Annotated in this window: 15 protein-coding genes; 8 read left to right on the top strand and 7 right to left on the bottom strand. The window is 63.8% G+C overall.

The window, feature by feature from the left end; genetic code table 11:
• Positions 1-2 precede the first annotated feature (2 nt).
• The 6 genes from ASD64_RS14735 to ASD64_RS14710 all read right to left on the bottom strand — a co-directional run bounded on the left by ASD64_RS14735 (position 3) and on the right by ASD64_RS14710 (position 6861).
• Positions 3-1247 carry a Gfo/Idh/MocA family protein gene (locus ASD64_RS14735; protein WP_056106306.1) on the bottom strand — a complete coding sequence of 415 codons (1245 nt, stop codon included), beginning with the start codon at positions 1245-1247 and terminating at the stop codon, positions 3-5.
• 13 nt (positions 1248-1260) lie between these two features.
• Positions 1261-2280, bottom strand: a complete 1020-nt coding sequence (locus ASD64_RS14730) for a LacI family DNA-binding transcriptional regulator (protein ID WP_056106301.1) — start codon at positions 2278-2280, stop codon at positions 1261-1263.
• Positions 2277-3272 carry an ABC transporter permease gene (locus tag ASD64_RS14725; RefSeq protein WP_056106298.1) on the bottom strand — a complete coding sequence of 332 codons (996 nt, stop codon included), beginning with the start codon at positions 3270-3272 and terminating at the stop codon, positions 2277-2279. Before ASD64_RS14725 ends, ASD64_RS14730 begins: the two co-directional genes overlap by 4 nt.
• On the bottom strand, positions 3269-4255 hold the full coding sequence (locus tag ASD64_RS14720; protein ID WP_056106618.1) for an ABC transporter permease: 987 nt from the start codon (positions 4253-4255) through the stop codon (positions 3269-3271). The genes ASD64_RS14725 and ASD64_RS14720 overlap by 4 nt, the downstream gene beginning before the upstream one ends.
• Positions 4256-4260: 5 nt before the next feature.
• The gene (locus tag ASD64_RS14715) at positions 4261-5763 is read right to left on the bottom strand and encodes a sugar ABC transporter ATP-binding protein (protein ID WP_056106293.1); all 1503 of its coding nucleotides are present in this window, start codon (positions 5761-5763) and stop codon (positions 4261-4263) included.
• Between the two features lie 72 nt (positions 5764-5835).
• Positions 5836-6861 carry an ABC transporter substrate-binding protein gene (locus ASD64_RS14710; RefSeq protein WP_056106615.1) on the bottom strand — a complete coding sequence of 342 codons (1026 nt, stop codon included), beginning with the start codon at positions 6859-6861 and terminating at the stop codon, positions 5836-5838.
• 673 nt (positions 6862-7534) lie between these two features.
• On the opposite strand from ASD64_RS14710, the gene ccoN reads away from it, so the two are divergent.
• The 8 genes from ccoN to ccoS are packed head-to-tail and all read left to right on the top strand — an operon-like array spanning position 7535 to position 14415.
• Complete coding sequence (gene ccoN, locus ASD64_RS14705; protein ID WP_056106290.1) at positions 7535-9190, top strand: cytochrome-c oxidase, cbb3-type subunit I; 1656 nt, start codon at positions 7535-7537, stop codon at positions 9188-9190.
• Positions 9191-9196: 6 nt separating this feature from the next.
• Positions 9197-9940 (top strand): cytochrome-c oxidase, cbb3-type subunit II, encoded by a 744-nt coding sequence (gene ccoO / locus ASD64_RS14700; RefSeq protein ID WP_056106287.1) that lies wholly within the window; start codon positions 9197-9199, stop codon positions 9938-9940.
• Positions 9937-10110 (top strand): cbb3-type cytochrome c oxidase subunit 3, encoded by a 174-nt coding sequence (locus ASD64_RS14695; protein ID WP_413813608.1) that lies wholly within the window; start codon positions 9937-9939, stop codon positions 10108-10110. The genes ccoO and ASD64_RS14695 overlap by 4 nt, the downstream gene beginning before the upstream one ends.
• Before the next feature lie 16 nt (positions 10111-10126).
• Positions 10127-10999 (top strand): cytochrome-c oxidase, cbb3-type subunit III, encoded by an 873-nt coding sequence (gene ccoP / locus ASD64_RS14690; protein ID WP_056106282.1) that lies wholly within the window; start codon positions 10127-10129, stop codon positions 10997-10999.
• Entirely contained in the window at positions 10999-11214 is a 216-nt protein-coding gene (locus tag ASD64_RS14685) for a hypothetical protein (protein ID WP_244480804.1), read from the top strand. Before ccoP ends, ASD64_RS14685 begins: the two co-directional genes overlap by 1 nt.
• 17 nt (positions 11215-11231) lie before the next feature.
• Positions 11232-12014: a DUF2189 domain-containing protein gene (locus ASD64_RS14680; protein WP_056106611.1), complete on the top strand. Its 783-nt coding sequence runs from the start codon at positions 11232-11234 to the stop codon at positions 12012-12014.
• Positions 12011-14266, top strand: a complete 2256-nt coding sequence (locus tag ASD64_RS14675; protein ID WP_056106279.1) for a cation-translocating P-type ATPase — start codon at positions 12011-12013, stop codon at positions 14264-14266. The genes ASD64_RS14680 and ASD64_RS14675 overlap by 4 nt, the downstream gene beginning before the upstream one ends.
• On the top strand, positions 14263-14415 hold the full coding sequence (gene ccoS / locus ASD64_RS14670) for a cbb3-type cytochrome oxidase assembly protein CcoS (protein ID WP_056106277.1): 153 nt from the start codon (positions 14263-14265) through the stop codon (positions 14413-14415). Before ASD64_RS14675 ends, ccoS begins: the two co-directional genes overlap by 4 nt.
• Before the next feature lie 99 nt (positions 14416-14514).
• On the opposite strand, the gene ASD64_RS14665 is transcribed toward ccoS, so the two are convergent.
• Positions 14515-14793 (bottom strand): DUF6522 family protein, encoded by a 279-nt coding sequence (locus ASD64_RS14665; RefSeq protein WP_056106273.1) that lies wholly within the window; start codon positions 14791-14793, stop codon positions 14515-14517.
• Positions 14794-14911 lie beyond the last annotated feature (118 nt).

The following is a 14911-nucleotide window of genomic DNA, read 5'->3' as shown; positions in this document are numbered from 1 at the left end:
CCTTACGAACCCTTGCGGGCGACAACCGGCACGTAGTGCTCCAGTTCAGGCGCCGGGAAACGGACCGTCTCGCCAATCTCGGCCGAGCGATAGAGGCCCATCAGCATCTCGACCACACCTAGCCCGTCCTCGAAGGTCTCTATCGGCTTTTCGCCTTTGCGGAAGCATTCGACCATGTGGCGGTTTTCGTCGGTATAGCCATAGATGCCGGGCTCGTCCTCCAGCACCGGCATCAGGCCCTGCTCGGCGTTCTGCTTCTCGACAAGGTCCTCGCCCTCCGATCCGGTTACGGCGCGCGACATGAACACCTTGAGCCCGGTGGCCAGCGAGTTGAACTCCATCGCATATTCTGGCCCCAGCAGTTCGAGCTGGATGCGCAGACCGGCCCCGACATAGGCCCATGAGGTCGTCGCCTCGATCATCAGTTCGTTGCCGTCCTCGTCTTCCAGCGCGATGGTGCCGCGTGCGAAGTCCTCCGAAGGCCGGTTGCGGTAATCCACTTCCGCGCCGAAGCGCGCGCGCAACTGGTCGGCGTAGTTGGGCCGCGTCCATTTGAGGTTGGCGACGGTGCCGTTCACCGACTTGATCTTCAGCGAATTGCGCGATGCGCCGGGCGCGGTGAGCAAATAGCGGGCCACTTCGACCGAATGGCACATCATGTCGGAAAGCACGCCGCCGCCCTGCTTGTCGCCCTGCCAGAACCAGGGTTCGTGCGGGCCGGAATGCTCTTCCGCGGCGCGGGCGAGATAGGGTCGTCCGGTGGCCGAAGCCGCGCGCCGCCAGATGATTTCCTTGCCCCGCAGCACCGGCGTGCAGAACACCTGGTTTTCCAGATAGCCGTGATTGAGCCTGGCGTCTTCGGCCAGCCGCAGCATTTCGCGTGCTTCGGCAACCGTGCGCGCCAGCGGCTTTTCGCAAGCGACGGCAAAGACCTTGCTGCGCCCCGCCGTCACTTCGGCGTGGATGACGCGCATCGTGTCGAGGCGGGTATAGTTGGGCGACAGGATCCAGACCGCATCGACATCGTCGGCGCGCAGGAGAGATTCCAGGCTGTCATGGCTGCGGCATTGACCAAGGCCGAGTTCGGCGACCTGCTCGACGAAGTGGGCGCGCTTGTCGGCACTGCGGCTATAGACGCCGGTGACTTCGACATTGCGCACGTTCAGCATCGCCTTGAGATGGAAATGGGCGATGAAGCCGCTGCCCACGAACCCTACCCGCAATTGCGCTTTCGGCAGATCGGCCATTCGTCTCGTCCTTTCAGTCTTGTTTCGGCGCAGCTGTGGTGCCGCGTATCTTGAGCGTCGTCTCCAGCACCAGGGGCTGTTTCGGCGCGCTGCCGCCAGCGAACATGTCGAGCAGCAATCCCATCGCCCGCTTGCCGATTTCTGTCCGCGGCTGGGCAACGGTGGTCAGCGGCGGAAAGAAGGCTTCGCTGAGATAGAGGTCGTCGAAGCCGACAACGGAAACGTCGCCGGGCACGTCGCACCCGATCCGGCGCAGTTCGTGGATGGCGCCGAAGGCCATTTCGTCGTTGGCGAGGAAAATCGCGGTCGGCGGCTCGGCAAGCGAAAACAGCCGGCGGCAGGCATCGCGCCCAGATTGCAAAAGATAGTCGCCGCGCTGCTCGTAGCCTTCCGGCACCGCCAGCCCGGCCCCGCGCATGGCGATGCGGTAGCCTTCCCTGCGCTTGAGGCTCATCACTTCCGGCACCGGGCCGGAAATGTGGGCGATGCGGCGATGGCCGAGGCCGATCAGATGCTCGACTGCCTGTCGGGCGGCAGCGGCATTGTCGATCTGCACATGGGGAAAACCCGCGTCCTCTATCATTTCCAGTGCGACAACCACCGGCAGATCCGGCGGTAGGCGGTCGCGCGATGCCTGGCCCGGAGGCAGGGAGCCGGTCATCAGAATCATGCCGTCGGCATGACCGTCGCGCAGCATGTCGAAATATTCCGTCTCATGGGCGGGGTCGTTCTCGGCATTGCCCATCAGCACGGAATAGCCGGCGGCGCGCGCCGCAGCCTCCACGCCTTTCAGGATATCGAGGTAGAACGGGTTGCCGATATCGCGCACCACCAGAAGCACGGCCATGGAGCGGCGGGTGCGCAAATTGCGGGCGCTGACATTGGGCCGGTAGTTGAGGGCGCTTGCAGCTTCGCGGATGCGCGACAGCGTCGGCTCGGCCACCAGTCCGGTATCGGCCAGCGCACGCGATACGGTGGCGGGCGAAACGCCGAGACGCTCGGCGATATCCTTGATCTTCGGACGGGCGGTCATGCGCGCATCGAGCGGCCGCGGCCGTAGAACAGCATCAGCACAAGAAGCGTGATGCCAAACACCATCTGGCGGCCCGACTCATCGATATTGATGGTGACCAGTATGCTTTGCAGGATGACCAGCAGCAGCGCCCCCGCCATCGTTCCGGTGTAGCCGCCCTTGCCGCCGGAGAGCGGCGTGCCGCCGAACACCACCGCGATGATGGAGGGCAGCATGTACTGCTCGCCGACATTGGCGAAAGAGGAACCCGAATAGCCGAGCAGGCAGATGCCGGCGATTGCCGCAAAGACGCCGGACAGCACGAATAGCGCAATGCGCGCCGCCTTGACCGGAACGCCTGCCATGTAGGCCGCCTGCTCGTTGGAGCCGATGGCATAGATGCGGTGGCCGAACACGGTGCGGCCAAGCAGGAAAGCCATCAAAAGCCCGATGACCACCCACAGCCACAAAATACCCGGCACACCGAACAGGAATGGCTGCGAGACGAAGTCGGCGAGGCCGGGTGCGGCGCGGCCCGACGGGATGCCCTGGCGAATGACGACGAGCAGGCCCTGGAGAACGCCGAGCATGCCGAGCGTCATCACCAGAGGCGGAATGCGCAGCAGCGTCACGCCGATGCCGTTGAACAGGCCGAAAAGGGCGCCCGTGGCGATGCAGGCGACGATCGCCAGCGGGATGCCGGCATTTTCGCCCGCCATCAGGTTCCCGGCGACGATGGCGCTCAGCGACACCACGCCGCCGACGGAGAGGTCGATGCCTTCGCGGCCGCCGAGGACGACCAGGTTCTGGCCGGCGGCGACGATGCCCAGCAGGGCAGCCACGATCAGCAGGCGCATGATCTGCTGACCCGAGGCAAAGCCCGGCGACAGCGTTTCGCCCAGATAGAGCAGGGCGGCGACCAGGATCAGCGCCACCACCAGCGGCTGCTTCGCGAACTCGACGATGCGCGCGGCAGCGGCGGGGGAGTGAGAGGGCGTGGCGGCGTCGCTCATGCGCGTGCCCCCCGCCCGACCAGCACGCCGGCCATCAGTGCCAACAGGATGGCCAGGCCTTGCACGAGGTTCTGCCATTCCGACGGCGTGCCGACGAAGAACACCAGCGAGTTGATGAAACCGATGATGAGGGCGCCGATGACCGATCCGACCACGGTGCCGTAGCCGCCGGCCAGTGCGCTGCCGCCCAGCACCACCGCGGCGATGGAAAACAGCGTCATCTTGCCGCCAACCAGCGGGTCGCCGCTCGCCGTATCGCCGGTGATGCAGAAGGCGGCGAGCGCTGCGAACACGCCGCACAAGGCATAGCCGCCGATGCGGACGGCAGTGACCGGCAAGCCGCTCTGGAAGGCTTCCTGCTGGCCGTCACCGACCGCAAGCAGCCTGAGCGTCAGGCGCGTGCGAACCAGCACAACAAGCAGGATGGCAAAGGCGACGACTACGTAGAAGACGAACGGAATGTCGAGGATGCGGCCGCCATAGGTGCGCCAGAACAGGGTCGGCGCCGGCGTGCCGGCCACCGGCTGGATATAGAGGGCAAGGCCGGTGAAGAAGATCGAGGTGGCGAAGGTGGCGACGATGGCTTGCAGGCGCAGGGCCGCGACCACGATGCCGTTGACGAGACCGCAGGCGAGGCCTGTTGCAAGGCCGAGGCCCAGCGCGGCGAGGATTGTCAGGCCGTCGCCGCCCCATTGCGCCATGAAGCCGACGACAACGACATTGACCAGGGAGACGATGGCGCCGGCGGACAGGTCGATGTCGCCTGCATAGATCACGTAAGTCTGGGCGACCGCCAGCAGCATCAGTGCCAGATAGGTCTTGATCAGGCCGGTGATGCCGACGAACGACAGGCTGCGCGGCTGGAACCAGCCGTTCAGAACGATCAGCACGACCAGGATGATCAGCGCCGGCAGGAACGGATAGCGCTCGAACGTCCGTTTCAGGGCGCTGCGGCTTTGGGGGCGGGCAGGGGCGGAGGCCATCGTCATCATGCGGCCTCGTATGCGGCCTGGTAGAGGTTGTAGCGTGTGCGCGCCGTGCCGGTCAGCTCGCGGCGGACGGCTCCGCCGTTGAAGACCAGGATGCGGTCGGCATTGTCGAGCAACTCGGCATCTTCAGACGCATAGAGCACGATGCCCATGCCCTCCTCGGCCAGCTTGCGGATCAGCGCGAAAAGATCGGCCTTGGCCGAAAGGTCGATGCCCTTGGTCGGGTCGTCGAGCAGGAGCACGGCAGGGCGGTCGATCAGCCAGCGCGCGATCACCACCTTTTGCTGGTTGCCGCCGGAAAGCGAACTGATGGGAAAGCCCAGGCCGGCGAATTTGGTGCGCAGCGCCTGCAGCGCGGGCAACGCCTTGCGGGCGGAAGCGGGTGGGTGGGCAAGGATCATGCGGTCGCGCAGATAGTGGATCGGCATGACGTTTTCGAGGATCGGCCGGCCGGTGACGACGCCTTCCCTGGCGCGGTCGCCGGAAACATAGGCGACCCCTTGCCGGATCATTGCGCGCGGGTTTGCCGGGTTGAGCGGCTTCCCGTCGAGTTCGACGCTGCCGGAGGTCGGAGGCGCTGCGCCGAACAGCGCCTTCAGCACCGCCGACTGGCCTTGTCCGTGGAGACCGCCGAAGCCGAGGATTTCGCCTTTGCGGACATCGAAGCTGACGTCGCCAAAGCCTCGGCCTCCGAGGTTTTTGACCGAAAGCGCCAGCGCGGCGGCACCGGTGGGGGCATGATGCTCGACGGCTTTTGCGTCGGTTTCGTCATGGCCGCCGACCATCATGGTGATGATTTCGGACGGGCTGGTGTCGGCAATGCGCTTGGTGCCGACGATCTGGCCGTCGCGAATGACGGTGGCTCGGTCGCCGATGGCGAAGATCTCGTCCATGCGATGCGAGATGAAGATGATGCTGCGCCCTTTCTGCTTGAGGGCGCGCAGGATTTCGAAGAAACGTTCCACCTGCGCCCTGTCCAGCGCCGAGGTTGCTTCATCGAAGATGATGACCGAAGCCTCGATGGCGAGCGCTTTGATGATCTCGACCAGTTGGCGCTGGTCGGCGCGCAGGTCCTCGATGACGGCATCCAGTGAAAAGCCGTCGCCGGTCACGCCGTCGAACAGCGCCATATACCGTTGCGCGCGTTCTTCGAGTGCATCGCCGTCGACGAAGATGCCGGCGCGTGAGGGCAGGCTGGCAAGGCTTATGTTCTCGGCCACGGTGCGGTGCGCGGCAAGCGAAAGTTCCTGATAAAAGATGGCGATGCCATGCGACCTGGCCGATTGCGGCCCGGTTATGGTGACCGGTTTGCCGTCGAGCAGGATTTCGCCGGCATCGGGCCTGACGCTGCCGGCGACGATCTTGGAGAGCGTGCTCTTGCCGGACCCGTTCGAGCCGAGCAGCACATGCACCTCGCCAGCCTCGATCTCGAGATCGGCATGGCTAAGCGCCTTCGTTGCGCCGTAAGCCTTGCTGACGCCGTTGAGTTTCAGCTTGATCATTTGAGCGTCCCGTGAATGGCAGTCGGGCGCGCGGATCAGTCGGGGATCCGCGCGTCCGTCCCGGGAGGGAGCCTACTTGAAGAGCTTTTCGGCGTCTTCGATCGAGAAGGACGAGGTGTAGGAGTAATAGCCCGGCTTGCCTTCAAGCGCCTTGGCCGCGTCCGCCAGGTTGGAACCATCGATGAAGGGGATCGGCAGATACATGGCGTTCTTGTACTGGCCAGCCGTCGCCGGCTCCTTCAGTTCCTTGCCCTGCAGCATCAGCACCGCGACGTTGAGCGCGGAAGCCATCACGCCGGGAGGGTTGACCGACGCGCCGGAGTTCAGCTTGTCCTTCGTCCAGATGTCGATGAAGTCCTTGCGGATTTCGCCGGTGGCCGCGATGGAACCGGTCTTGCCTGCGTCCATGATCGACTTCCAGGCGCCTGCCGCCATGCCGTCCTGAACCCACACGCCGTTGATGTCGGGATAGGTGGCGAGCAGGTTCTGCATGGCCTGCTGACCCTGTGCCTGATCCCAATTGGCGTTGACTTCGTTGACCAGCTTGATGTCGGGATGCTTGGCGAACACTTCCTTGTAGCCGGCAACGCGCATTTCGTTGGCCGGATGGCCGGCGACGCCATTGATGGCGACGACGTTGCCCTTGCCGTTCAAGGTCTTGGCCAGCCACTCGGCGCCGGCGGCGCCCCACGCCTTCTGGTCGATACCGACATAAAGCGCGTCGGGCGACGACACTTCGGCGTCGGTGGCGATGACGAGAATGCCGGCTTCCTTGGCCTGTGCGAACACCGGATCGAAGGCGGTCGGGCTGTTCGGATTGATGATGATGGCGTCGACGCCCTCGCTGATGAAGTTGCGGACATGGGCGATCTGGCCGGGTACGTCGACGTTGGCGCTTTGCACCTCGACGGTGACGTTGATGCCCTTTTCCTTCCACTTCTCGGCGGCGGCCTTGGCCTCGTCGATCATTTGCGTGCGCCATTCGGAGCCGACCCAGCCGTTCGACAGGCCGATCTTGACGTCCTTGGCGTAAGCGGAGAGTGCGGAGAAGGCGATCGCCGTGGCGGCGACGGCTGACAGAACAAGCGACTTTTTCATGTAGATATCCTCCCGGAAGCTCAACTGTGGAGAAAGCTTAGATTGAAATGAAATCGATTTCAATCGCCGTTTCGCGCAATTTCGGGGCGTTTTTGAATGCCAGCTCGTTCCTTGCCGCACTGACGGGTGCGCATTCGGGCATGGCCGCATGCAACAGGATCGAAATTGCTTTTTGGGGAAGGGCCGGAAAAACAACACCCGCCGGGGGAGGAGGTCCGGCGGGTGTCGTATGGGTCGGTCAGCGATCGGGAGGAGGTGAAGGCTGACCGTATCCGCCTTAGCCTGGGAGGAGGATGGCTCGGCGGAATTCGATGATCAGAAATTAGTCCTGTTGACCGATTGGTAAAAGTCTCAATTTTGCATGGCAGCATTGCACCTTGTGCATCGCAACATGAGGCGCGGCGCAATGTCGCCCGACTGACCGCTGGACAGGGACGGCAAGTGCTATCAACAGTTTACCTCGTCACGGCGCAAAACCAGGGCAAACTCAACCTTGCGTGGTGTGCTAAGTTCTGAGACCAAGTGTCTCGACCGAGCGTCCGCAGGTCGCATACGGTGGCGGCTGCTACGTTTTGTTCCTTGCGCCAGATCAAAGACCAAGGAATCATCATCGACTAGCGAGGGCGTGTAACTCCCTTGCAGGTAATTGCTTTTCTCGCACAGGCGGAACGACATGGTCTCGCAACTGACGATATCCGAACGGCAATATGCGCTTGCCACACTTCTGTTGCTCGGCCTTGGCGGCCTGGCGATGGCGGCGATGGGGCGCGGCGATCCGATCGCCGTGCACGGCTACATCGTCCTGATCTTCGCCATTGGGTTGTCCTTCGTGGTGATGGCCGGCTACTACGCGCCGGAGCCCGACAAGACGCGCCTGTCGCGTTATTATGACGACCCGACCAAGGTCGGCATCGTCCTTTCCATCGCCTGGGCGGTGGTCGGAATGTTCGTCGGCGTGTGGGTCGCGGCCTTGCTTGCCTGGCCAGATCTTACCTTCGACCAGGCTTGGTCGAGTTTCGGCCGCCTTCGCCCGGTGCATACGTCCGGCGTCATCTTCGGCTTCGGAGGCAATGCGCTGATTGCCACCTCGTTCCACGTCCTCCAGCGCACCACCCGTGCCCGCATGCCCGGCCAGTTCGCGCCGTGGTTCGTGCTGCTTGGCTACAATCTGTTCTGCGTCGTCGCCGCGAGCGGCTATCTGATCGGCGTCACCCAGTCGAAGGAGTATGCCGAGCCCGAGTGGTATGCGGACATCTGGCTGGTGGTCGTCTGGGTCAGCTATTTCCTCATCTACCTGCGCACGCTGGCGCGACGCAAGGAACCGCATATCTACGTGGCGAACTGGTACTACATGGCCTTCATCCTGGTCGTGGCTGTGCTGCACATCGTCAACAACCTCGCGGTGCCGATCGCATGGAACGCGGCCAAGAGCTATTCGCTGTTCTCGGGCGTGCAGGATGCGATGACGCAGTGGTGGTACGGCCACAACGCCGTGGCGTTCTTCCTCACCGCCGGCTTCCTCGGCATGATGTACTACTACCTGCCCAAACGGGCTGGCCGGCCGATCTTTTCCTACCGGCTTTCCATCATCAGCTTCTGGGGCATCACCTTCCTCTACATGTGGGCCGGCTCGCATCATCTCCACTACACGGCCCTGCCGCAGTGGGTGCAGACGCTGGGCATGACCTTCTCGATCGTGCTTCTGGTGCCGTCCTGGGCATCGGCGGGCAACGCGCTCGCCACGCTGAACGGCGCCTGGCACAAGGTGCGCGACGACGCCACGCTGCGCTTCATGATGGTCGCCGCCGTCTTCTACGGCTTGTCGACCTTCGAAGGCTCGTTCATGGCCATTCGCCCGGTCAACGCGCTGTCGCACTACACCGACTGGACCGTCGGCCATGTGCATGCCGGCGCGCTCGGCTGGGTGGCGATGATCACGTTCGGCTCGTTCTACGCGCTGGTGCCGTGGATGTGGAAGCGTGAAACGATGTACTCGCCGAAGCTGATCGAGGTGCACTTTTGGCTCGCTCTGGCAGGCACCATCGTCTACGTCTTCGCCATGTGGAATTCGGGCATCATCCAGGGCCTGATGTGGCGCACCTACAACGAAAGCGGCTCGCTCACCTATTCCTTCATCGACTCGCTCGTTGCCATGCATCCCTACTACATAGCGCGCGCCTTCGGCGGCCTGCTGTTCCTGCTCGGTGCGCTGGTGGCGGCCTACAATGTCTGGATGACGATCCGCCAAAGCAGGATGGATGCCATCGATGCCGGGGAGGATGCCGATATCCCGCTGTTTGCCCGCGACGCTGTCCAGGCCGGAGAATAACCGACCATGAAAGAGTTCTTCCATCGCAAGATCGAGCGCAATGCCATCGGCTTCGTCGTGGCGATCGTGGCCGTCGCTTCGATCGGCGGCTTCATCGAGATCGCGCCGCTGTTCACCATTCACGAGACGGTGGAGGAGGCGCCCGACATGCGCACCTACACGCCGCTCGAATTGGCCGGGCGCAACATCTATATCCGCGAAGGCTGCTATGCCTGCCACTCGCAGATGATCCGCACCCTGCGCGACGAGGTCGAGCGCTACGGCCCGTATTCGCTGGCGGTCGAATCCAAATATGATCATCCGATGCTGTGGGGATCAAAGCGCACCGGTCCCGACCTTGCCCGCCTCGGCGAGAAATATTCCGATGCCTGGCACGTCGCGCATCTCATCAATCCGCGCGACGTGGTGCCGGAATCGGTGATGCCGAAATATGGCTGGCTGATGCGCAATGAACTGAGGATCGACGATCTTGGCGAGCATCTGGTGGCCCAGCAGGCAGTGGGCGTTCCGTATACGAGCGAAATGGTCGACAATGCCGTGCAGGATGCCCGCGGCCAGGCCGCACCGGACACCGACGCGGCTTCGGCAGTGGCCGAGCGCTATGGCGAAGCCACCCATGTGAGGGCGTTCGACGGCGATCCGTCGCGCCTCACCGAAATGGATGCGCTGGTTGCCTATCTGCAGATATTGGGCAAGCTGACCGACAAGGCCAACCAACAGGCGGCGGCGGTGGAGGTGGAGGAGCAATGATGGACGTCGACCACGACACGCTGGTGGCGCTTTCGAAGAGCTGGGGCCTGTTCTACCTCATCGCCTTCTCGGCGGCGGTGGTGATCTATGCGTTGTGGCCTTCGAACCGCAAGCGCTTCACGCACGCCAAGATGAGCATTCTCGACAACGACGACAAGCCGCTGGAATAGGCCGGAGAGAAATACGATGGAGCTTGAAAAGCGCGATCGGGTGACCGGCCGGATGACCACCGGCCATGAGTGGAACGGCATCGAGGAACTCGAGACGCCGATCCCGCGCCTGGTGTTCTATTTCCTCGGCGCGACAATCCTGTTCTCGGTGATTTGCTGGGTGCTGTATCCGACATGGCCGCTCGGCTCGACCTTTACCAAGGGGCTGACCGGGTTCGACCAGCGCAACCTGGTGACCGAGCAGGTTGCCAGGGCCGACGCCGAGCGGGCCGCGGCTTGGGCCGGCAAGGTCGAGGCAATGAGCTATGCCGAGATCGAGGCCGATCCGGCGCTGATGGAGCCGGTCAGGGAAGCCGGCCGCACCCTGTTCGTCGACAATTGTGCTGCCTGTCACGGCGTCAATGCCACCGGCGGCCCGGGCTTCCCCAACTTGACCGCCAAATCGTGGCTGTGGGGTGGAGAGCCGGAAGCGATCGAGGAGACGATCAAGGTCGGCATCAACTCCACCAATGACGACACCCGCGTCTCGCAAATGATGGCGTTCGGACGCGACGGTGTCCTTGCAGCCGCGCAAATTTCCGACGTCGTTACCTATGTCCGCTCGCTGTCGGGCGCCGAGGGCGACGCCGCAAGGATGGAAGCCGGCAAGGAAGTGTTTGCCGCCAACTGCGTGGCCTGCCATGGCGATGACGCCAAGGGCAGCCACGATGTCGGTGCGCCTGACCTCACCGATCACTTCTGGATCTATGGCGGCGACACCAGCTCCGTCTACACCAGCGTCTACTCCGGACGGCAAGGACATATGCCGCATTGGGACACGCGCCTCAGCCCGCTGCAAGTCAAGCTGTTGACGCTTTACGTTCACACGCTCGACGGAGCGCCGAACTGATGTCGGCCGGCGCAGCAATGCAGCCGCCGCGCGCCGGGCGATCCGGGCGCAAACTGGCTCTATGGGGGTTGATCGCTGCGGGCGTTTTGTTGCTCGTCGCGGCCAATGTGCATCTGGTCTATGTTGCGGTGACCTCGCAGCCCGACTGCGTTCCGCACGCCAGGGAAGTCGGTGTCGACGGCGCCCCCTTGCGGGCAGCGCGCTCCGCCTGTTGAAGCTGAAAGGATACGGCATGGCCTCCGCCGAACAGTCTGAGATCATCATCCCGCTGGCCGAGCAGCGTCGCCGCAATCTCCCCGCCGGCGCCGCCTTCGGGTGGCTAGGGGCGGGCTGGCGCGACTTGTGGCGTCAACCCGGCCCAAGCCTTGCCTATGGCGTTGTGGTATTTGCGATTTCCGTGGCGATGGTGTGGTGCCTGTTCGCGCTCGAACTGGATTACATCCTGTTTCCGGCACTGGCAGGGTTCATGGTTGTCGGACCGCTGATCGCCATCGGGCTCTACGAGAAGAGCCGCGCTCTGGAGGACGGCGAGCCGATCAGGCTGGAGGGCATGCTCTTCGTGGCCGCCAAGTCGGGTGCGCAGGTGCTCTACACCGGCGCCATTCTTTGTCTTTTGATGCTGGTGTGGATGCGCGCCGCCGTCATCATCTATGCGCTGTTCTTCGGCGTCAGGCCGTTTCCCGGTCTCGATCACGTCGCCGAAATGCTGGCCACCACGCCGGAAGGCTGGGGCATGCTGGTGGTCGGTTCGGCCGTCGGAGGCCTGTTCGCGGCTTTTTCCTTCGCCATCAGCGTGTTCGCGATCCCCATGCTGCTTGACCAGAAGCTCGACGCCTTCACCGCCATGGGCACCAGCATGTCCATGGTCTGGCGCAACCTGCCGGTCATGCTGATGTGGGGGGCGATCGTGCTCTTCCTGTTCCTGCTTGCCGTGGTGACGGGCCTGATCGGGCTGATCGTCATTTTCCCGCTGCTTGGCCATGCCACATGGCATGCCTACAAGGCGATCAGATGAGTTGCTGCGCGCCCGGCGTCGAGGCTGCGGCCGAAATCGGGCGCGATCCTTCAGCCGAAGAACTCAAGCTGGCCAGCCGTGATCTGGGCGACGGCCTCTATCAGACCGATCTGTCGGTGCCTGGCGTGCATTGCGCGGCGTGCATCCGCACTGTCGAACGCGGGCTTGGCAAGTTGGCCGGCGTTGAAAGCGCCCGTGTCAACCTGTCGACCAAGCGTGTGGGCGTCAAATGGCGGGGCGATGCGCCGCCGCCGATGATCCAGGCGCTGGCCGGGTTCGGATATCCCGCGCACCTGTTCGAGGCCGAGCAGGACAAGGGCGATCCGGAATTGTCTCGCCTCATCCGTGCGGTCGGCGTCGCGGGCTTTTGCGCCATGAACATCATGCTGCTTTCGGTATCTGTATGGTCCGGTGCCGATGCCGAGACCCGGCAGGCGTTCCACTGGATTTCGGCGGTTCTGGCTTTGCCCGCGCTCGTCTACTCGGGGCAGGTGTTCTTCCGCTCGGCCTGGAGCGCATTGAAGGTGGGCCGCACCAACATGGACGTGCCGATCTCGATCGGCATCACGCTCGCTTTCTCCTTGAGCCTGTACGATACCTTCCACAATGGCAGGCACGCTTATTTCGATGCCGCCACCACGCTGGTGTTCTTCCTGCTGATCGGGAGGACGCTGGATCATGTGATGCGCGAGAAGGCGCGCGCCGCCGTTCGCGGCCTGGTGCGGCTCAGCCCGCGCGGCGCGACGATCCTGCGCGACGATGGCAGCCACGACTATCTGCCCGTCAGCGAGGTCGAGCCGGGCATGCGCATCCTACTTGCCGCCGGCGACCGCGTGCCTGTCGACGGCATGGTTGTCGAAGGGGCGTCGGAACTCGACTGCGCCATTGCCACCGGCGAAAGCGCGCCGCTTCATGTTGTTCCAGGTTCTGCGTTGCGCGCCGGCACGCTCAACCTCACCGGGCCCCTGACGCTTGCGGCCACCGCCAAGGCGCAGGCCTCGTTCCTGGCCGAAATGGTGCGGCTGATGGAGGCCGCCGAGGGCGGCCGCGCCCGTTACCGCCGGCTGGCCGACCGCGCCGCGCAGCTTTATTCGCCGGTGGTCCACGCAACGGCGTTTCTGACTTTCCTCGGCTGGATGGCTGCAACCGGCGACTGGCATCGGGCGATCGGCATTGCCATTGCAGTGCTCATCATCACTTGTCCCTGCGCGCTCGGGCTGGCGGTGCCCATCGTGCAGGTGATTGCCGCGCGGCGCCTGTTCGAGAACGGTATCATGGTCAAGGACGGCTCCGGCATCGAACGGTTGGCCCAGATCGACACCGCCGTTTTCGACAAGACCGGGACGCTGACGCTTGGCAGGGCGCGGCTGGTCGATGTTGAGGCAAGTGACGAAGCGATGCTTGCTGTTGCGGCAGCGCTCGCCGCGCGCTCGCGCCACCCGTTGTCGCGGGCGATTGCATCGGGCCTCGACAGCGGCACGCCGATTGCTCTGACGGAAATTATAGAACAGCCGGGCCTCGGCATCGAAGCGCGCGTCGGGGGCGACAGCTATCGGCTGGGCCGGTCCGAGTGGGCGCTGGTCGACGGCAAGCTCGGCCAGGGAACGGTGCTGGGGCGCAATGGGCAATTTGCCGCCGGTTTTATGTTTGAGGACACGCTTCGCCCCGGCACTGCCGACGCGCTCACCGCATTGCAAGGGCAGGGGCTGGGCGTGGCCATCCTGTCAGGCGACCAGCCGGCAACGGTTGCAGCGACCGCCCGCCAGCTTGGTGTCGAACATTTCGAAGGTGCGCTGTTGCCGGGTGCCAAGGTCAGCCGTCTCGGCGAACTGGCCGCAGAAGGCAAGCGCATGCTGATGGTTGGCGATGGGTTGAACGACGCTCCGGCGCTGGCTGCCGCCCATGTGTCGATGGCCCCGGCCACTGCCGCCGATATCGGCCGCAACGCTGCCGACTTCGTGTTTCTGCATGAGAGCTTGGCGGCAGTGCCGACCGCGCTAGCCGTCGCCCGTGAAGCAGGCAAGCTGGTCAGGCAGAATTTCGCGCTGGCCGTTGTCTACAACGCCATTGCCTTGCCGATTGCGATTGCCGGCTATGTGACGCCGCTGGTCGCAGCACTGGCAATGTCGCTTTCGTCGGTGCTTGTCGTGGCCAATGCACTGCGCCTGAAAGCAGGCAAGGTCACGAAGACCGCAAGCGCCGTACAGTCGGAACACCTGTCGGGACCGCAAGCGATGGCGGCGGCGGAATGAGCAGCCTCGTCTTCCTTGTCCCCCTGGCGCTTGTGCTGGGTGCGGCCGCGCTGGGCGGCTTCCTGTGGTCGCTGCGCAGCGGCCAGTATGACGACCTCGACGGAGCCGCCGCACGCATTCTTCTCGATGACGAGGAAGATGAGAACTAATGCCTGTCGCCCGAAAGTGGGAACCGGCTTCGGCATGACGACATGCATGGAAACAAATACTTAGAGCGCCTGCCCGTAAGATGTACGGCGCTCGGGGACCTATTGCCTGTCCTGCTTTGAAGCCAGTTCGAGCAGGTCGAGTGCTTCCTCGCTGACGATCTGCTGTTCGGCGTTGATCACCGCGCGCCAGACGAAGTTGCCACGCCGCACCGTCAGCCGTTGCTGCCCCTCGTCGGGGCCGGTGCCTGCTTCAACCGTACTTGTCACCAGGCCAAGGCGCATCATTCTCTGCAGTTCGCTGGTGGTGAGGCGAAGCCTTTCGGCCAGCAGAGCCGGATCGACGAAGAAGTCGCCGTCCGCGTCGCGTTCCAGTTTCATGCTCGACCTCCCGATCCGGGTCGTCCAACTGCCGTGCAAGGATCGCCATACGCTTGTGGCATGTTGCCGAGAATATCGGACGCTTCCCGGTGCAGTTTGCCTTTTCGCAAATACATCG

Source organism: Mesorhizobium sp. Root157, from assembly GCF_001427385.1.
Taxonomy (GTDB): Bacteria; Pseudomonadota; Alphaproteobacteria; order Rhizobiales; family Rhizobiaceae; genus Mesorhizobium.
Note: the sequence above shows the minus strand (reverse complement) of the source record. Positions and strands in the feature narration are given on the sequence as shown.